This is a genomic window from Streptomyces sp. NPDC056361, from assembly GCF_042262805.1.
Taxonomy (GTDB): Bacteria; Actinomycetota; Actinomycetes; order Streptomycetales; family Streptomycetaceae; genus Streptomyces.
This window is the reverse complement of record NZ_JBHJQI010000169.1, coordinates 1-17,843: the sequence shown is the minus strand read 5'-3', so window position 1 is coordinate 17,843 and position 17,843 is coordinate 1. Positions and strand designations below refer to the sequence as shown.

The 17,843-nt window shown below is 70.5% G+C and carries 19 protein-coding genes; 16 read left to right on the top strand and 3 right to left on the bottom strand.

The window, feature by feature from the left end:
* Nucleotides 1–109: 109 nt before the first annotated feature.
* Entirely contained in the window at nt 110–478 is a 369-nt protein-coding gene (locus tag ACFCY7_RS35280; protein WP_376490161.1) for a hypothetical protein, read from the bottom strand.
* Nucleotides 479–721: 243 nt separating this feature from the next.
* Here ACFCY7_RS35280 and mobC point away from each other — a divergent pair, with 243 nt between their 5' ends.
* Genes mobC through ACFCY7_RS35265 form a run of 3 tightly spaced genes read left to right on the top strand, consistent with a single transcriptional unit; the run spans nt 722 to nt 4,088 of the window.
* Nucleotides 722–1,156: a plasmid mobilization relaxosome protein MobC gene (mobC, locus tag ACFCY7_RS35275; RefSeq protein WP_376490160.1), complete on the top strand. Its 435-nt coding sequence runs from the start codon at nt 722–724 to the stop codon at nt 1,154–1,156.
* Nucleotides 1,153–2,925, top strand: a complete 1,773-nt coding sequence (locus tag ACFCY7_RS35270) for a relaxase/mobilization nuclease domain-containing protein (RefSeq protein ID WP_376490159.1) — start codon at nt 1,153–1,155, stop codon at nt 2,923–2,925. The genes mobC and ACFCY7_RS35270 overlap by 4 nt, the downstream gene beginning before the upstream one ends.
* A gap of 17 nt (nt 2,926–2,942) precedes the next feature.
* The gene (locus ACFCY7_RS35265; RefSeq protein WP_376490158.1) at nt 2,943–4,088 is read left to right on the top strand and encodes a hypothetical protein; all 1,146 of its coding nucleotides are present in this window, start codon (nt 2,943–2,945) and stop codon (nt 4,086–4,088) included.
* Between the two features lie 75 nt (nt 4,089–4,163).
* Here ACFCY7_RS35265 and ACFCY7_RS35260 read toward each other — a convergent pair whose 3' ends face one another.
* Nucleotides 4,164–5,246: an NlpC/P60 family protein gene (locus ACFCY7_RS35260; RefSeq protein ID WP_376490157.1), complete on the bottom strand. Its 1,083-nt coding sequence runs from the start codon at nt 5,244–5,246 to the stop codon at nt 4,164–4,166.
* A 600-nt stretch (nt 5,247–5,846) separates the two neighbouring features.
* Between ACFCY7_RS35260 and ACFCY7_RS35255 the strand changes: the two genes are divergently transcribed.
* The 9 genes from ACFCY7_RS35255 (at nt 5,847) to ACFCY7_RS35215 (ending at nt 15,610) form a co-directional block, all read left to right on the top strand.
* Nucleotides 5,847–6,329 carry a hypothetical protein gene (locus tag ACFCY7_RS35255; RefSeq protein WP_376490156.1) on the top strand — a complete coding sequence of 161 codons (483 nt, stop codon included), beginning with the start codon at nt 5,847–5,849 and terminating at the stop codon, nt 6,327–6,329.
* Nucleotides 6,326–6,625 carry a hypothetical protein gene (locus ACFCY7_RS35250; RefSeq protein ID WP_376490155.1) on the top strand — a complete coding sequence of 100 codons (300 nt, stop codon included), beginning with the start codon at nt 6,326–6,328 and terminating at the stop codon, nt 6,623–6,625. The genes ACFCY7_RS35255 and ACFCY7_RS35250 overlap by 4 nt, the downstream gene beginning before the upstream one ends.
* 7 nt (nt 6,626–6,632) lie before the next feature.
* Nucleotides 6,633–7,439: a hypothetical protein gene (locus tag ACFCY7_RS35245; protein WP_376490154.1), complete on the top strand. Its 807-nt coding sequence runs from the start codon at nt 6,633–6,635 to the stop codon at nt 7,437–7,439.
* Complete coding sequence (locus ACFCY7_RS35240) at nt 7,436–8,911, top strand: hypothetical protein (protein ID WP_376490153.1); 1,476 nt, start codon at nt 7,436–7,438, stop codon at nt 8,909–8,911. The genes ACFCY7_RS35245 and ACFCY7_RS35240 overlap by 4 nt, the downstream gene beginning before the upstream one ends.
* Nucleotides 8,908–10,362, top strand: a complete 1,455-nt coding sequence (locus ACFCY7_RS35235) for an SCO6880 family protein (RefSeq protein ID WP_376490152.1) — start codon at nt 8,908–8,910, stop codon at nt 10,360–10,362. Before ACFCY7_RS35240 ends, ACFCY7_RS35235 begins: the two co-directional genes overlap by 4 nt.
* Nucleotides 10,363–10,367: 5 nt before the next feature.
* Nucleotides 10,368–11,963: an ATP-binding protein gene (locus ACFCY7_RS35230; protein ID WP_376490151.1), complete on the top strand. Its 1,596-nt coding sequence runs from the start codon at nt 10,368–10,370 to the stop codon at nt 11,961–11,963.
* The gene (locus tag ACFCY7_RS35225) at nt 11,963–13,699 is read left to right on the top strand and encodes a type IV secretory system conjugative DNA transfer family protein (protein ID WP_376490150.1); all 1,737 of its coding nucleotides are present in this window, start codon (nt 11,963–11,965) and stop codon (nt 13,697–13,699) included. The genes ACFCY7_RS35230 and ACFCY7_RS35225 overlap by 1 nt, the downstream gene beginning before the upstream one ends.
* Nucleotides 13,692–14,291 (top strand): DUF4913 domain-containing protein, encoded by a 600-nt coding sequence (locus tag ACFCY7_RS35220; RefSeq protein WP_376490149.1) that lies wholly within the window; start codon nt 13,692–13,694, stop codon nt 14,289–14,291. The genes ACFCY7_RS35225 and ACFCY7_RS35220 overlap by 8 nt, the downstream gene beginning before the upstream one ends.
* A gap of 113 nt (nt 14,292–14,404) precedes the next feature.
* Nucleotides 14,405–15,610 carry a helix-turn-helix domain-containing protein gene (locus ACFCY7_RS35215; protein WP_376490148.1) on the top strand — a complete coding sequence of 402 codons (1,206 nt, stop codon included), beginning with the start codon at nt 14,405–14,407 and terminating at the stop codon, nt 15,608–15,610.
* 30 nt (nt 15,611–15,640) lie between these two features.
* Here the strand turns inward: ACFCY7_RS35215 and ACFCY7_RS35210 are convergent, their stop codons facing one another.
* A complete protein-coding gene (locus ACFCY7_RS35210) occupies nt 15,641–15,928 on the bottom strand; it encodes a DUF6372 family protein (protein ID WP_376490147.1) in 288 nt (95 codons plus the stop codon).
* A 141-nt stretch (nt 15,929–16,069) separates the two neighbouring features.
* Between ACFCY7_RS35210 and ACFCY7_RS35205 the strand changes: the two genes are divergently transcribed.
* The 4 genes from ACFCY7_RS35205 (at nt 16,070) to ACFCY7_RS35190 (ending at nt 17,785) form a co-directional block, all read left to right on the top strand.
* Nucleotides 16,070–16,306, top strand: a complete 237-nt coding sequence (locus tag ACFCY7_RS35205; protein WP_376490146.1) for a hypothetical protein — start codon at nt 16,070–16,072, stop codon at nt 16,304–16,306.
* Nucleotides 16,303–16,566, top strand: coding sequence for a hypothetical protein (locus tag ACFCY7_RS35200; RefSeq protein ID WP_376490145.1), 264 nt, complete (start codon nt 16,303–16,305; stop codon nt 16,564–16,566). The genes ACFCY7_RS35205 and ACFCY7_RS35200 overlap by 4 nt, the downstream gene beginning before the upstream one ends.
* Before the next feature lie 8 nt (nt 16,567–16,574).
* On the top strand, nt 16,575–16,781 hold the full coding sequence (locus ACFCY7_RS35195) for a hypothetical protein (RefSeq protein ID WP_376490144.1): 207 nt from the start codon (nt 16,575–16,577) through the stop codon (nt 16,779–16,781).
* A gap of 161 nt (nt 16,782–16,942) precedes the next feature.
* On the top strand, nt 16,943–17,785 hold the full coding sequence (locus ACFCY7_RS35190) for a hypothetical protein (protein ID WP_376490143.1): 843 nt from the start codon (nt 16,943–16,945) through the stop codon (nt 17,783–17,785).
* Nucleotides 17,786–17,843: the final 58 nt, after the last annotated feature.

Genomic DNA, 17,843 nt, shown 5'->3' with positions numbered 1-17,843 from the left:
GAACCAGCGGCCCGCCGGGGCTCTTTGCGGCCCGGACACGCCCACGGTCCGTCGGGCACGAAGAAGGGGGCCCGACGAATCGGAGCCCCCTTCTTCCTCCTGCTCGACGTCAGCCGGACTGCCCTGCCGCCGCGACCGGCGGAGTGCTCCCGGTGCTGTCCTGCGCCGGAACGCTCGCCGCCGGCGAGGACGCCTCCGACCCTGCGGTCGACGCGCCCTTCCGTGCCGCCGTGCGCCGCCCCTTCGGCCGCCCCTTCGGCCGCTTGGTCGGCTCCTCTGCGCCGATCTCCGCCAGCTCCTCGGCGGTCCATCCACCCGCCTCGGCACCGGCGTAGGCCTTGCCGTACGGCTCGTCGAGTGCGGCGAGCTGGTCAAGGAGAACGGCCCGCTGCCCCTGGACGTCCATCAGCGGCTCGATGGCCTCGGCCCGAGCCTTGAGGATCGCTTCCATCCGTTGCTTCATCTCGTGTGCAGACATGAGCGCATCGTACTTTCCCCCAGGTCGATTCGACCGCTCGAAATCGAGCAACCGGCACCAGCCGGTTGGCTTTTAACCGCAGGTCAGAGCGCTACCGGTGGCTAAGGGCGCCCCCTTAGCCACCGGTAGCAAGATAGTGCTTACTGGGCCCAGTAAGCGGATCACCGGCCGCCCCCTCCAGTAGGGTGGGCGGCCGGTGATCATGGGTCCGAGCACGGACCGGGGAAGACCGGGAGGGCTGTTGTGGCAGAGCCACCAGCGGATGAGACACGTCAGCGCCCCGCTACGCGGAGGCGCGAGCGCGAGGCCGGCGGCGCTCGCGAGACCCGCATCAAAGTCTCGTACAACGACGACGAGCACGAGCTCGTCAAAGCGGCCGCCGAACGCGACCGTCAAGCGACAGCATCCTGGATCGGACGCGTCGCACTGGACGTTGCAGAAGAGATGCTCGTACCGACGCCCGTGAACGCCAAGGCCGTGGTCGGAGAGCTGATCGAGGCACGCAAGCAGCTCAAGCGAGTCGGGACCAACTACAACCAGATCGCCAAGGTGATGAACTCCGACGGCGAGGTTCCCGATGCGCAGATGGCGGCCGTACACCGAGCCCTGGTGACCGCCATTCAGCGGCTGGACGTGGCCACGCTCCAGCTGATGAGGGAGCGAAAGGAGCGGGGGTGATCCCGCAGAAGCTCGACGAAGGAAACGACACATACGGCCTGCTGGCCTACCTGTACGGGCCCGGCCGGCGGGACGAGCACACGAACCCGCACATGATCGCCGCGTGGGACCCCTACATCGACGATCCAGCACGCTCGCCCGACATGACGATCTCGGACCTCGCGCTCCTCCTGGACGCACCCGTTTTCGCGATGCGGGGCAAGAAACCGAAGCTGCACGTGTACCACGTGGCGGTCCGCAACGACGAGAAGGACCGAATCCTCAGCGACGAGGAATGGGCCGAGATCGCGCGCGAGATGATGCACGCCTCCGGGATCGCCGAGCATGACGACGACGAGGCATGCCGATGGGTGGCCGTGCGCCATGCGGACGACCACATCCACCTTGTGGCGACGAAGGTTCGGGAGGACGGACGGCAGCCGAACCTGCGCGGAGACATCTTCAAGATGCAGGCCGCGGCCCGGCTCTTCGAGGAACAGCTCGGACTGCGCAGACTGAAGAACGGGGACAAGACCGCAGCGCGCTGGCGGAAGCCGGGCGAGCTGGAGAAGGCGGAGCGCCGGGGTCTGAGCGAAGCCCCTCGCGTGACGCTCCAGCGGACGGTGCGTGAGGCGGCGGCCGCGGCGACGAGCGACGCCGACTTCTTCGAGCGTCTCGCCGCCTCGGGCCTGCGCGTGAAGCAGCGCATCGCCCCGGCCGACGGCAACCTCACCGGCTACTCGGTGGCGCTGCCGGGCGACCGGAATCCGGAGCAGACACCGATCTGGTTCTCCGGCACCAGGCTCGCACCGGACCTGTCTCTGCCTCGCATTCGCGAGCGCTGGATGCATCCGGTTCCGGCACCGCGTGCGGCGCCGGCGGAGATGTGGCGGATCGCGGAGGAGAAGGTTCGCGAAGCAGCCGGTCGACTCGGGGCCGAGGGCCTCCACCACGGCGCCGGTGAGGTAGCCGCCCTCGGGGACCTCATCGTGGTCGCCGCCATCGTTTCGCCGCGGCTGGTACGCGACCAGATCAGGCAGGCGGCAGGCGAGTTCGAGCGGGCATCGAGAGCCCCAGGTGACCGAGCTCTGGAGGGCCAGGCGAGGGCGCTGTACCGCGAGTCCGCACAGGTTCTCTCCCAGTCGGCGGCCGCAGTCGGCCACAACAACGCGGCCGCCGCATTGGGCTTCCTGCTCGCCCTGGTGCAGGCCGTGGAAGCGGCCCGCCGCTGGCACGAGGCACAAGAGCACCGAGTCCACGCGCAGGCCTCCGGAAGGGCCGGACGGTTGCTGCGGGAAGCGGTCGAGGTAACCGCCGGCGCGAGCGCGGCGCGCGAGTACCGCCCCCGTCCCAAACGGTCCGCGACGCGTCCCGCAGCAGGCCAACGTGCGGCAGCCGCGCCCGGCGACCGCCCCATGGCGGGCGTGGTGCAGGAGGCCGTTCCCAAGCACGCGCGGGTGATCCTCGCGGACCCGGCCTGGCCCACCCTGCGGAACGTTCTGGTCGAGCTCGAACGAGCGGGCGAGGATCCCGTCGACGTGCTGGCAACGGTCGCGGCCCGCCGGGAGTTGAGCTCAGCAGAGTCGGTCGCCGAAGTGCTTTCATGGCGACTGGTCGGATGGCGGAACCAGCGCGGAGCCACCGCAGATGCGCCCGCCGGCACACGCCCGTCGTCGACGGCCGGAGGCGGTACGGGGAGAAGCACCGCACCGACCCGCAAGGCGGCACCCGCGCCCCGGCGCAGGCCGCCCGGCGACGAGCCGCGCAAGGGTCCCAGGAGGACCCGATAACGAGGGGAGAGCAGCAGATGACAACACCAGCGTCACCAGGGGAGCCGTTCGCCGAGGCAGCGGGCGAGGCGGTGCAGACCGCCGTCATGTCGGTGCGACTGGTCATGGCCATCGCCGACGCGGTCCGTCGGCACCAGCAGCGGCAGAAGAAGGGGGTCGAGGAGGAGCTGCCGCCCGCCGAGCAGGCGAAGGAGGACGCGAAGGCGGAGCTCAAGGATCTCCTTCCTGCGGACATCTCCACAGCCCTGCTGTCCGGTGCGGACTGGCCGCAGCTGGCACAGCAGCTCATGGCGTTGAAGAAGGCCGGGGTCGACCTGGAGCAGCTGCTGCCCCGGGTCGGCGAGATCGCAGTGACCGTGCGGGACCAGGTGGCCGCGAACGCCGAGCGGGTGGCGAAGGAGGGAACGGGGGAGTGGGAGCGGATGCTCCGTGAGACCCTGCCCTCCGGGCCGGTGCGCGAGGCGATCCTGTCCTCGCCGACGTGGCCCGACATCGCCGCGACGATGGCGAAGTTGGACGACCGTGGTGTCGACGTGCGGAAGATCCTGGCGTCCGCGCACGACGCAGGACTGGGCGTCGACCAGGCCGTGGCGAAGGTGCTCGCGGCCGGCGAGGCTCCGACCACGAGCCGGGACGCGCTGCTGTCGTGGGGACCGATGACCGACGGACTCGACATCCCGAAGGATCTCGACCTGAACGACCGGGAGCGGGCCCTGCGGCAGCTGGCGATCTCCCCGCAGGAGAACACGCGGTACGCACGGATGCTCAAGGACGCGCTGCCCGCTTACGGGCGCGAGGTCGACCTCGCGGTCACCGCGAAGCAGTGGCCGCTGGTCGCTGCGCGGATGGCGAAGATGGAGAGCGAGAAGAAGCCGGTCGCCGAGCATCTGGCAGGGCTGGCGAAGGACGTGTCCTGGACAGCGGGCCCGCCCGGGCAGATGGGTTCGCGGCTGGTCCAGGCGACCAATCACGTCCTGCGTCACAAGCCGGGGGAAGCCCCGCCGGCGGCACGTCCGAAGGTCTCCACCACCGCCGCGCGGTCGCAGTCGACGACGGTGGGTCCTACTAAGGCGCAGGCGGCCAAGACGGCGACGCCTGCGGAGGCAGGGGTAGCTGCACACCGGCAGACCGGACCCGCGGCCAAGCCGGGCAAGGCGAAGTAGTTCGGACCCCGACGCACGTGTGCCGCAGACCCCGGTCCGGGTCTGCGGCACACGTCGCTGTAGGGGCAGTGCGGGTCAGGGGCGGGTGGCGCCGAAGTAGTCGTCGGCGGGCATGGCGGAGGTGAGCGGCTGGAGCTCGATGACCCGGCCGGTGCGCGGCGCGTGCAAGACGTTTCCGTCGCCCGCGTAGATCGCCACGTGATAGATCGAGCCGGATCCGCCCTTGCTCCAGAACAGCAGATCGCCGGGCTTGAGCTGGTCGCGTGCGACTGCACGGTGGGAGGTTTCTCCGTACTGGGCGGCCGCGACGCGGGGGAGTTTCGTGGTCGGCCAGTAGGCGTACTGGACCAAGCTGGAGCAGTCGAAGCCGACCGTCGAGGAGGCGCTGCACTCGCCGTTCAAATAGCCGTTGACACCGTCGCAGAATCCGAGCGAGGGACCGCCGGGGCCGCCACCGCCCCAGGAGTACGGAGTGCCCGCCCGGGCCGCCGCCCGGCGCAAGGCGTCCGCGTTGATGCCGCTGCCGGAGACTTCCAGAAGGCCCGGCCCCTCGAAGTCCTTGATCTTGGCCATGATGATCCGGACGTACGCGTAGGTCTCGCCCTCGGTCTCTCCCTTGCGGCGGGCGAACCAGATCGGCGGCACACCCTTGAACTGCTGCACGGCGCCCCAGCCCGCGTTGTAGCCGGCCAGCGCGAGGGCCCGCGGGTCGCCGGGGTATCCGGAGGCCTTTGCGTCGCCGAGGAGCGAGCACATCAGGGCGCCCTGGGACATCACCGCGTCGCCGATGTCCCAGCGCGAGATCTTCCCGTTGCCGTCGTAGTCGCGGCCCCAGGTCGCCCAGGTCCCGTCGATGAACTGCGCGGGGCCCTGCGCACCCATGTCGGAGATGGCGCTGCTGTCGCGCTTGGTGGAGAACTTCGACTCCTGCCACAGCTGCGCGGCGAGGTATGCCTCGGTCATCTCGGGGTGCTTGCAGGCCCGATCGGCCTTGAAGATCCAGGGCCGGAACTCGGCGGGGACGCCACGCAGGCCGCCGCCGCCGTCAGTGTTCTCGGTGGCGTTGGCGTCGCTGTCGATCAGCAGCATCACGATCAGTCCGACACCGGCCAGCATCACGCCGACCACCGCCAGGACGATCCCGACCAACCACTTCATGTGCTTCCCCCCGTGCTGTTCTGTGCGCTCGCTGTCCTGTCTGCTGTGCGGATTCGGCGTACTAGATCATGAGCGTCCTCTTGGGTGCGGCCTCTTTGCGTGCGGTCCCGGGCCGCCGGCGGGGGCGCCCGGGGAGGCGGCGGCCGCTACGCCGTCCGGGTGTTGTGCGCGAGTTCGTCAGGTCGCAGAAGGAGGCGGGGCCAGCGCTCCGCTTCCTCCAGGCCTCACGTAGGGTCAGCTCACGTCTCGCGCGCGGTGACTTCGCACAGCGAAATCCCGCCTGCCGTATTTCGCTGGGCGAAATGAACGGCTCGGACGTGCGGACGTTGGGAACTCGGGGGTGTGACTGATGGCTATTCGGCTCCGCGCGACGATCGGCGCTGTGGCCGAATCTGCCATGGCGCAATTCCGCATTCCGCAGGGCGGTCCCGGAGCACTGGGCGTGGGTGCGAACTGTCCCGTGCAGCGACCTCACCTGACCTGACCTCCCCAGGGCCTGAAAACCGTGATCGGGTTTGTCCCCGGTGCACGCTAGCCTCAGGAGTCCCACGAGCCCAAAGCCGTGGTTTGAAACACACGCTTGTAGGGGGGAGTTGCGGTGTGATTACCCATCCGGAGAGCCGAACCCCGGCCGTCAATCCGCCGGTTGCACTTCGGTACGCGCTGATTCCCGTCCACGGGTACGGCATTGCGGTGGCGACCGTCGCGCGGATGCTCGACGACGACTCCGACGGCGCCCGGGCCCGGCTCCTCAGCATGGGCGAGCCCATTCCGTACGGGGCCCAGTCGGTCCTTCTGGCCGAGACGACCGTGTACGGCGCCCACCAGGTCGAGGCGATGCTCGCGCGCTGGGGCACCCTGCCGAAGCCGTGGCTGGTACTGATCTCCGACGCCCCCACCCGGCCGGTGCCCGATGCCCGGTTCCTGGTGCGTGCCCTGGAGGGGCGACTGGCCGGCGTGGCACGGGTGCCGTACCTGCCGGTCCTTCGCGCCGTTAAAGATCCGGCCGAGGCCATGGAGCACAAGAGCGTTCTGACCGCCGCCGAGAGGCTGCGGCGCACGATGGAAGGGACCAAACGATGACCATGACCACCGAGCTGATCACGCTCGCGGCCGACGGCGGCCTCATCCCGGGGTCGACCCCCACGAAGATCCCGGGGCTGGACGGCCCCGTGTCGAAGATCTTCGGATACGGCCTGTGGCTGCTGATCCTCGCCGGTGTCGGTGGCACCGGCTTCGGCGTCTACAAGCTGGCCGTGAGCGACAAGAGCCGCAACGGCGGCGGCGCCGAGCCGTTCAAGTGGATGGGCGGCGGGGTCGCCACCATCCTGCTGGCCGGTTCGCTGATCACCATCCTCAACGGCATCGCGGGAGGCTGAGGCAGGCATGTCGCGAACCAGGGGGACGTGGAACACCAAGGGCACATGGATCGCCGGTATCTCGCTGGCCGCCATGCTGCTGCTGACGGCCTACGCCGCGTTCAGCGGCGGTGGTGACGAGGATGCGAAGACCGGGGCCAAGGGCGGCAGCACGGCCAACCCGAGCGTGTCCGGGTCGGCGAGCCCGGAGCCGACGTACGCGCAGCCGCCGGACTGGACCGAGCCGCAGCGATGGACGGCGCTTCCGCGGGGGCAGCGCACGGACGAGCGCGGCAGTCAGCTCGGCTTCCCGCACACCGCCGAAGGTGCGGTGGCCATGATGGCGGCCGGCAACACCACGCGCATCGAGGGCGACAAGTCCAACCAGGACGAGCAGCTGCGCATCTACAACACGTACATCGGCAAGGCCGACCAGTCGCCGGAGGCGGCCGAGCAGATCGAGCTCAACGCCATCGCCACCGACAAGTCGCTCGCAAAGGAGATGGGCATTCCGGCCGGGCAGCCGCTGCCGTCCGGCGCGTACGTGCGCAGCCACGTCGTGGGCTACCAGGTCATCAAGAAGTCCGGCGACGAGGTCTCCGCGTGGCTGCTGGCACGCGTGGTCCAGAAGAACGGCGAGACGGCTGAGGAGAAGGGTTCGTACACCCGCACCCTGGTCGGTGCGCAGTGGGTGGACGGGGACTGGAAGATGACCGCGGACGCCACCGCCCGGGCCCAGCAGGAGACCCAGGGCAAGGCGGAGCCGACGATGGCCGCCCCCGGCGACGAGGTGTTCAACACCGCTGGATGGACGGCTATCCGGGAGGCATCGTGACGCGCCGACTCGCAGCACTGCTGCTCGCGCTCGTCGCGGTCTTCGGCGTCTCGGTGGTGGCCGCACCGCAGCCCGCCCGGGCCGACGGGCCAATCGGCAACGCCATCGAGGGCGGATGCCGCTTCGCCTCCGGCCCGGTCCTCGGGACGATCCTCGGCATCAAGGGCAAGGTCACCGGCATCGGTGGCCTGACCGGCTCGCCGCTGTGCGACAAGCTCGGCGACGCGGCCGAGAAGAAGATCAAGGAAGAGTGGAAGAACGTCTGGGACTCCGTCCTGGGCGACGTGATCAAGTCCGCCGCCGACGGCGTGAAGTGGATCATCAAGAAGGTTCTGACCGTCGCCCTGCTGGGCCCGTCGGTCGACCTCGCGGCCACCGGACTGTGGGGGAAGGACGCCACTCTCTCCGGGATGATGATGTGGCTCGGCCTCGTCATCGCCGCAGGCGGAGTCATGTGGCAGCTGGGCAAGATGGCAGTGACCGGGCAGGTCAAGCACCTGGGCCGGGCGATGCAGGGCTGGGTGGAGAACATCGTCCTGTCCGCCATCGGCGTGTCCCTGTTCGCGCTCCTGCTCGTCGCGGCCGACGCCCTGTCCGCCGGACTGGTCAACGCGACCTTCGCCGACGACGGCAAGGCCTACGAGCGGATCCTCGCGGTCATGATGCCCAACGGCATCTCGAACCCGATCCTGATGCTCGGCGTGGTCCAGGTCCTGCTCATCGTCGGATTCATCCAGCTCATCATGGTGTTCCTGCGGCAGTCCGCGATCCCGATCATCTGCCTGCTGCTGCCCGTGGCCGGCGGCGGCCGGACCGGCGGCGACGCAACTCGCCAGTGGGCGCCCAAGCTCATCACCTCCGGTCTCGTCGTCGTCGCCTACAAGCCGATCCTGGCCGCCATCGTCTGCACGGGATTCGCGGAGTTCGGGCACTCCCAGACGTTTGCGGAGTGGCTGCGCGGATGCGCCACCCTCATCCTCGGCGTCATCGCGCCGGGCCCGCTCGCCCGGATCTTCGCCCCGTTCGGCGAGGCCGTGGGCGCGGGCATGGCCTCCGGCGGCGCCAGCGGAGCCCTCGGCGCGGCCGCGGGCTACATCGGCGGCAAGGTCGGCGACAGCGACAGCGGCGGCGGCAGTGGCGACGGCGGCGAGGTGAACGCGGTCCAGCACGCCCAGTTCGTCGAGCAGAGCATGGGCAAGCAGGGCCAGGGCCAGGGGCAGGAAGGCGGTCAGGGCGGCGACGTCCAGGCCCAGGCGGCCCGCAACGAGGCCACCGCGAACATTCCGGCGCAGGCAGGCCCCGAAGGTGTCACCGGGGCGACGCAGACGGCCGGCACCACAGGCGCGGCGACCACCGTCGCCGCCGGAACGGCCACGGCGGGCGTCGCGCTCGGAGTCCAGGTCATGGACGGCATCAATGACGGCATCCAAGGTGCGGCCGGGCAGATCGGCGGCGGGGGGAATCAGCAGTGAGCTCAGCGCATGAAGTGCCCACCACGCTGATGGTCAACGGCTTCCGGGTCCGTAAGTCGTTCGGCATCGGCAGCCTGTCCAAAGGGGCGACCATCGGCGCCGCCCTGACCCTGCTCGCGGTCGGCCTGATCGCCACCCAGGCACCGGCCACCCTGCTCGTCACCCTGCCGGTGACGCTCGTTGGTGTCGGTCTGGCAGCCGCACGCCGTCACGGCATGTCCGCCCTGTCGTACTACTGGGCCAAGGCGGCCTGGAGCCGGGCGTCGAAGTCGGAAGCCAACTCCTACCGCCGTCTGCTGCTGGAGCTCCCCTACGCCCTGGACCTCCCGGGCGTGGGGGCCTCCTCCACCCTGGTCAAGGCCCACGACCCGACCTCGGGCCGCACCGTGGGCGTCGTGCACGACCGGGCCACCGGCTACATGACGATCAGCACGCTCCTCGCTCCCGGCGGGAGCCTGATGGCCCCCACCGGGGCCGTGCAGAGCTCGCTTCGCAACTGGTCGTCCGTGCTGGAGGCCATGAGCACCGACGACCAGATCAAGGGCGCCTCGGTGACGATCCAGATCACCCCGGGCGCCGGCGAAGCGCTCGGCGACGACGTGAAGGCCCGTCAGGATCCCGGCGCCCCGGTCCTGGCGAAGCGGATCGTCGAGGAGCTCGTGCGCACCACTCCGCATGCCACTGCCTCGGTGGCGCCGTGGATGTCGGTCACCGTCGACCCCAACGCCACGGTCAACCCCCCGACGGATCTCGCCGAGCAGGTTGCCGAGGCGCTCAAGGCCGTCGACTCGATCGACCTGTCCGGCACCGGCACGGACATCGAGCGCCGGGCTACCGACATCGACCTGCGCCGCCTGGTGAGGTCGGCGTACGACCCGGACGTCTTCAACGCCCGCGACGCCGAGTTCGCCGACCTGTCGTGGTCGGAGTGCGGGCCGCAGGCCGCCGACGACGGGTGGGAGGAGTACGCGCACGACGGGGGCATCTCCGTCTCCTGGGTGCTGCGCGAGATGCCCCGGCGCCCCATCTCCTACAGCGTGCTCCTGCCGCTGCTCGCGCCCGGCCGCTATCAGCGGCGCATCACCCTCGCGTACCGGGTGCTCGACCCGCACGAGGGCGAAGCGGTCCTGGAGCGCGAGATCAGCGCCGCCTACAACACCGCGCAGGCGACCGCCGAGGTCAAGGGCCGCGCGAAGTATTCGCAGAAGGCCGACGCCCGACGGGCCGAGGAGGCCGCCGCCCAGGTGGCTGGCGGCGCGCAGGTCGTCGACTGGACGCTGATGGTCACCGTCACCGCGCGCCGGGCCGCCGACCTACCCGCCGCCCGCCAGGAGCTGGAGCGCGCGGTCAAGGCGACCAGGGGTATCCGGATGAGGCCCGCGTACGGGGCGCAGGCCTCGGTGTTCGCCGCCGGGCTGCCGCTCGGCTACAACCCGCTGGTGAAGGGCTGACGACGATGGCGAAGAAGGCCAAGACGCCTGCGGTGACCACGCCCAAGCGTGTGGTCCGCGTGGCCGAACAGGGGCAGACCCGCGAGGAGCGGCGGGCCGAGAAGAAGCTGAGGGCCCGGTACGCGCCGCGACTCGGCTGGGGTGGCCGCTTCGGCGGCCGCGCCGCGGTCGAGGACTCCGGCACCGTCTACACCGGACCCTCCACCCAGGTGGGCGGGATCTACCCGTTCCTCCTCGGCAGCGGCCTGCCGCCGCGCGGCGTGCCAGTCGGCCGCGACGTCCTGACTGGCGAGCTGGTGTGCATCGACCCCTCCGGCTGGACGGGCAAGCTCACCACCAACCCCGGTGTCTGGGTCATGTCCCAGCCGGGCGCGGGCAAGAGTGCGCTGGTCAAAAGGGTGTGCCTGGTCTACTCGGCGTACGGCCACATGGTGTGTGTGCCCGGCGACGTCAAGGGCGAGTACAGCGGCCTGATCAGCGAACTGGGCGGCTCCGTCGTACGCATCGGCGACGGCATCGGCCGCATCAACCCCTTGGACTCGGGCCCGTTGAAGGGGCGGGTCGCGTCGCTGCCGGTTGACCGGCGCCAGTCGCTGCTCGATGTCCTCAACGGCCGGCGGCTGGAGACCTTGGTGGCCTTGTTGTCCACCAAGCACGGCTTGGGCAGGACCCCGGACGAGATCGAGCGCAGCGCGCTCGACACCGCCGTGCACGTGGCCTCCGACGCCCAGGACTCCGGCAGCGACCCGGTCGTCGCGGACGTCGTCCGCGTCCTGCGCGCCGCCCCGGAGGAGCTCCGGAGCAAGCTCGCCGCCGACGGCGACCGCTACCAGGACCTGACCCGCTCCGTGATCGCCGGGCTGGACAACTTGATAGGCGGACCGCTCAAGGGGCTCTTCGACGGCCCCACCACCACGGCGCTGGACATCAACGCCCCCGCGGTCTCCGTCGACATCTCCGCCCTGCGGGCCCGCGGAAACGACGTGGTCAGCGCGGGCATGATCGCGACGTGGGCGTACACCTACTCGTCGATCGACTCCGCCCGCTCCATCGGGCTCATGGACCGCAAGCTCGTCTTGCCCATGGACGAGATGTGGCGGGCCCTGCGGTCGGGCCCGGGACTGGTCGACGCCATGGACGCGATCAGCCGCCTGAACCGTACGACGGACGACGTCACCATCTACGTGACGCACTCCTTGCTCGACGTCGAGGCCCTGCCCACCGAGCAGGACCGGGCCAAGGCGCGCGGCCTGATGGACCGGTGCGACACCTGGGTCATCGGCGCCTCGTCCGAGGAGGAGCTCCGCCGCGTCACCGGCAAGCGGTCCCTGACCGAGCAGGAGCGCATGATGATCGGCTCTTGGTCCTCGGCCACCTCCACCGGCCTGGACATCGACCCCACCGTCCTCGGCGAAGGCGGCGAAGACCGGCCGCTGGTCGAGGAGGAAGGCGCCCGGCACCCGGGCCGCGGAAAGTATCTGATCAAGATCGGCACGCGCCCCGGAATCGCGTCGGCCCTGGAGCTGACCAACACCGAGAAGCGGCTGTACCGCACGGACACGAACCAGCGCCGGGCACGGCACACGGGGGGCGACGCCTGATGATGACGGAGAACGACCGCCACTGGGCGGCCGGAGGCATCCTGTTCGGCGGGGTGGTGACCCTGGCTGCCTCCACCTGGGCCGGGGCCGCCGCCGGCGCGGTGGTGACGGGCGGCGACGTGGCGCCCTTGTCCCCGCTGACCGCCTACCGGATGGTCGAGGACTGGGGGAGCGTGTGGGCGGCCTCCCCGGTCGCCTCGGGTGTCGGCGCCGGTCTCTTCGACGTCGCCGTCGTCGCCCTGATCGTCTGGGGCCTGAAGGTGTCCTTCAAGTGGTTCCGCAACCCCAGCTCCTTGGCCACCCTCCACCAGCTGCGCGAGCTCACCCCCAAGCCGGCGGCCCGCACCGCGACCCGGCTGCGCGCCTCCCTCAAGGACGTCAAGCCGAAGGAGGTCGAGCCCAAGGACCGCGGCGTCCTGCTCGGCAACCACATCCCCTCCGGCGTCGAGCTGCGCGGCAGCGACGAGGACACGTACGTCGCCATCATGGCGCCCCGCGCGGGCAAGTCGACCAGCCTCGCGATCCCGGTCGCCGAAGAGGCGCCGGGCGCCCTGCTGATGACCTCCAACAAGGCTGACGTCTACGCGGCGACGATGGCCTCCCGCGCCGACATCGGGCAGACCTTCCTCTTCGACACCCAGGGCGTCGCCCAGGCCCAAAGGCAGATGTGGATCGACCTCATCGCCCAGGCCGAGACGCTGGAGGGCGCCGAACGGCTGGCCAGCCACTTCACCAACCAGATCACGAGCGAACAGGCCGACCCGTTCTGGTCGCAGGCCGCCGCCGACCTCCTCACCGGCCTGTTCCGGGCCGCGTGGTGGGACGGCGCCACCGTGCGTGAGGTCATGCGCTGGCTGTCCGACCCGCGTGAAAAAGCCCCGCTGAACATCCTCTACGCCCACGAGCCGGTGCTCGGCGAGCAGGTCGAATCGTCGATCAATATCGCCGAGGAAACGCAGTCCGGAATCTATCAAAATGCCCGAACTGCCATGTCTGCGTTGCGAGATGAGAAGGTCCTCGCGTGGGTGACCCCCGACAAGGACCTCCCGCGGTTCGACCCTGAGGCGTTCGCCACCAGCAAGGACACCCTGTACCTCCTCTCCAAGAAGGGCGGCCCGTCGAGCGCCCTCGTCGCTGCCGTCGCCGACGCGGTGTTCACCGCTGGCGCCGAGGCGGGGGAGCGGCACGGCGGCCGCCTGCCCGAGCCGATGCGCGCCGTCCTGGACGAAGCCGCGAATATTTGCAAAATCGGCGATTTGCCCGACCTCTACAGCCACCTGGGCAGCCGCGGCATCACGCCTTTCGTGATCCTCCAGAGCTACCGGCAGGGCGTGAAGAGCTGGGGCGAGGTCGGCATGGACGCGATGTGGTCCGCCGCCACCAAGAAGATCATCGGTGTGGGCATCGACGACGCCAAGTTCGCGCAGGACATCAGCACCCTGACCGGCGCCCACTACATCGAGCGCGGCTCGTACTCCAAGAGCAAGGACGGCGGCAGCCGCAGCTACAGCGAGCAGCGCGAGCAGATCCTCGATCCCGCCGAGATCCGGGCCATGAAGAAGGGCACGGCCCTGATGATGGCGACCGGCATGCCGATGGCCCAGATCGCCCTGCGCCCCTGGTACGAGGAGGAGAACCTCGCCTACATCGGACCGCAGATGAAGCAGGAGGAAGCGGCGATCACCAAGCGGGCCGTCGCCGCGTACGAGGAGAGGAAGGCCGCCCGCCGTGGCTGACGATCCGGACCTGCCCGACTTCGAGGTCCCCGTCGGGCTCTTCCAGGACCTGGAGGACCTCAAGGCCACCGTCGCGAGCCTGTCCGCACAGGTCAAGGCCTTGAAGGAAGGCGGCGCCGGGGGAGAGGGCGAGGCCTTGGCCGACGACGCCACGGACGCCGGCGAGGAGACCGAAGAGGGCGAGGAGGGCGCGGCCGACGACGAGGCGCAGTACCCCCCGTTCATCCTGCTGCTCGACCCGCCGGAGTACGACGACGAGCTGCGCGCCCTGATCGAGTGGGTCGAGGGCGTGCTCGTCCCCGGCTACCTGGCCGAGCCCAGTTCCGACGCCCGCTGGTGCCACATGTGGTTCGAGCACCCCGTCGCCGTCGCACGCCTGCACGCGTTGTGGCTGGCCTGGCAGGAGCTCACGGACCCTGCGACGTGCGGCTACACCGGCCCTTCGACGTGGCACCGCGACCATCTCGACCCCTGTCTGGCGCAGCTCCGCCCCTCCTCGGGCCCGTTCGCGGGCTGCACCAAGGGCGAGCACCAGATCGACCACCGGATGCCCGGCATCGTGCCCAGCGCGTGGAGTCGGGCCGAGGACTGACCGGCCGCCCGGCGGGTGATCCCGCCGGATCGGCGGCCGCAGTCCGCGCAAGCCCCTACCCTGGCGGGTATATCCCTGCTGAGGGGGCTCACATGCCTGATGACAATGTGCAGATGACGGTAGACGGCGAGCTGTTGAAGGCGCGCCGCGAGCATCGCGGGCTCAGCCGCTCGGCGCTGGGCGGCTTGGTCGCCCGGAGCGAGGACTGGGTCAAGAAAGTCGAACGCGGGGACCGCACCGTCCGGTCGCTCGCGATGATTGTGCAGCTGGCTCGGGTGCTGGGTTGCCAGGACGTCAACGAGCTGACGCGGGCGGATGTCTCCGTGCCGGTGTACGACGGCGGCAAGGTCACCCATCCCGGTGTGGCCGCGCTGCGCTCGGCGATCCACGCGCCGCTGTTCGCCGCGGCCGGCACGCCGGAGGACGTCGGGCATCTGGCCGGGCGGGTCCGGCAGGCGTGGGACGTCTGGCACCGCGCCCGCGACCAGCGCACGGCGGTCGCCTCGGTGCTGCCCGGCTTGATCGAGGCCGGGCACGCCACCGTGCGGTCCGCCGAGGGTGCCGAGAAGCGCCGGGCATCGGTGGTCCTCTCCGAGACCTACGCCCTCGCCCAGCAGTACGTGGCCCACATCGTCGAGCCCGAGCTGTACTGGGTCATCGTCGACCGCGCTCGGATGGCTGCCGAGCAGGCCGACGACCCGATCGCGCTCGCCTCGGCGGCCTGGATCATCGGCAACGGCCTGCGGGTCTCCGGCTACACCGAGGAGGCCCTGCGGATGGTCGCCGACGCCGCCGACATCCTGCGCCCGCAGCTGGAAGGCGGAAGTGACCGGCTGCGCGGCATGTTCGGCAGCCTCTGCCTGCACGCCGCGGTGACCGCCGCCCAGGACGGCCGCGACGGCGACGCATGGCGCTGGCACGGCGAGGCCGACCGCACCGCCACCAATCTCGGCACCCAGTACGCCCACCCCTGGACCATGTTCGGCACCGGCAACGTCGTCGTCCACGCCGTGACGATCGGAGCGGACCTGCGGACCCCCGGCATCGCGCTGCAACAGCTCACCGAGACCGACCCCAGCTCGATCCCCTCCGTCGAGCGGCGCTCGCGCCTGTTCCTGGACGCGGCCAAGGCCGAGCACGTCCGTAAGGAGAAGGCCTCCGCCCTCCAGTACCTGCGCCTCGCCTACGACACCTCCCCGGAGGCCGTGCGGTACGTGCCCTCCGGCCGGGCCCTCGCCGCGGACCTGGAGCGCACCTCCACCGGAGCGCTCGCCTTCACGGCCCGTCAGCTCGCCGAGGACATCGGCGTCGCCGCCTGACCACGCAGGGCGCGCGCCGGCACCGGAGGGCTACCCGAGGAGCGGGTCGCCCTCCGGTTCACTGAGCGGGGCCAGAGCGGTGTAGCAGTCGCCGCACAGCGGCAGAGGGTCGGTGATGTCCGCAGGCCCGAACGCCTCCGCCGCGGGGCGCGTGATCAGACGCAGCAGACGGCCGGGCTCGGCCGCCGCCAAGCACGTCCCGGATCCGCCGTGGTAGATGCGGCACACGCACCGGCAGCCGCCCGGCCGGTGCTGCTCCCACGTGAACAGCCAGCGCTTCACCAGGTAGATCACCGGGAACTCGGCTTCGTCGGTCATGTGCAGGACGGTAGTGGCCCGCCGCGGCGTACGGGCCGGATCCCTCCGATCGCCGCCCGGCAGGGGGACAAGCTGTCCCCCTGGACGTGGGGGGACAGCTTGTCCCCTGACAGGGCGTCAAGTCGTCCTACGGTCGACACCATGGCGCAGCTGGAGTACCGCGACGCGGACAAGCTCCCCGCCGCCCTGCGCAAGACGGTCTTCCGGGACCGCGACGAGCAGCGGTGGCGGGTGACGGCCCTGGTCATACACCGCGACCCCGAGTCCCGCAAGGAGACCGGCCGCACCGCGTTCCTGCGGCGGGCCGACTCCAGCGGCGGCCGCGAGTGGGAGATCGCGCTGGACGCCCTGTACGAGACGACGGAGGTAGACCGATGACGTTGACGGCCAAGGAACGAGCCGAGCGGAACGCGCGGGAGTCGAGCGCGCTGCGCGCCGGCGAAGTCGCCGCCGCGGGCCTCAAGGAGGCACTTGCCCGCGTCGGCATCGTCATCCCGAGCCTGCACGGGGGCTTCCCCGTGAACGGCAGCGGACGGGTCGAGCTCGGCGGCTGCAACGCCGGCACGGCCACCCGGCTCGCCGAGGTCCTGACCGCCGCCGCGGACGGGCTGCCCGAACTCCGAGCGACCACCGAGTGAGCGCGGTCGTGGCTGATCCCCGGCCGCGCGTCGCCGCGACCGTACGCAGCGGGGACATCGTCCACCTGGACGACGGGACCACCCGCACCGTGCAGGGCACCCCCTCCTCGGCCCCCGGGGCCATAGGGGGTCTGATGCTCACCATCCGCTTCACGGACGGCGGTTCCTACCGCGCCGCCGCCGGGGCCGAGCTCCACGTCGAGCGGCCCGCATAGACCGCCTTGTGCCCTCCCCCCCCCGTGGGGCACAGGCGCGCAGAGCCCCTGCCGGGTCGGCCCGGCAGGGGCTCGCCCATGCGCCCCGCGTCAACCCGTACGAGCCCAACTCACCCCAGAAACTCACCTCTTAAGAGGTGAGTTCTCGATAGGATGGGGCCATGACCACAGAGGCCGCAGTCGACATCGCCGTCATCCCCGAGCCCGCGCCCACTCCGTCGCTGGAGCTCGTGCCCGACCTCCCCACCACGCCGATCACCGAGATCGGCGTCGCCATCACCAACGCCCTGGTGGACGCCTGGAACGCCATCCGAGCCCGGCACAGCGACGTACCCGAGGCCGTCATCACGATGGCCACCGGCGGCCGCGAGTCGGCGGTGAAGCTCGCCCACTTCTCCCGCAACCGCTGGAAGGCGGTCAATGGAGACGCGGTCCACCACGAAGTCTTCGTCACCGCCGAGTCGCTCCTGAGGGGCGCGGTGGAGGCCATGGAGACCCTGGTTCACGAGGCCACCCACGGCGTGAACGTGGTGCGCAAGATCGACGACTGCTCGGTCAGCCAGTACCACAACAAGAACTTCAAGGCCGTGGCGATGGAGCTCGGCATGGTCTACACGAAGACCGTCGACCCGAGGGACAAGAAGAAGTACGGGTTCGCGTTCCCGGTGCTGGGGGAGGAGGCCAAGGCGGCGTACGCCGACCAGATCGCCGCTCTGGACAAGGCCATCCAGGCCACCCGAGTCCCCGCCTACATCCCCGTCAGCACTGGAGGCGGAGGCAAGGGCAAGAGCACCACCGGCACGGCCGGACTCGACGACGACGACGATGAGGACGGCGAGGAGAAGCCGCCCCGTCCCGAGAAGGAAGACCGGAACTACGTGAAGGCCACGTGCGAATGCCCCGAGCCAGCGGTCATCCGGGTCTCGCCCAAGACCCTGGCCAAGAGGAACATCATGTGCGGCGACTGCATGAACAACTTCACCGTGCCGGAGTCCGCCGAGTAGAGACGGTCTGTCTGGCCAGATAACCCGCGGGCCCCGGCTTCCCCTTCGCAAGAGGGGG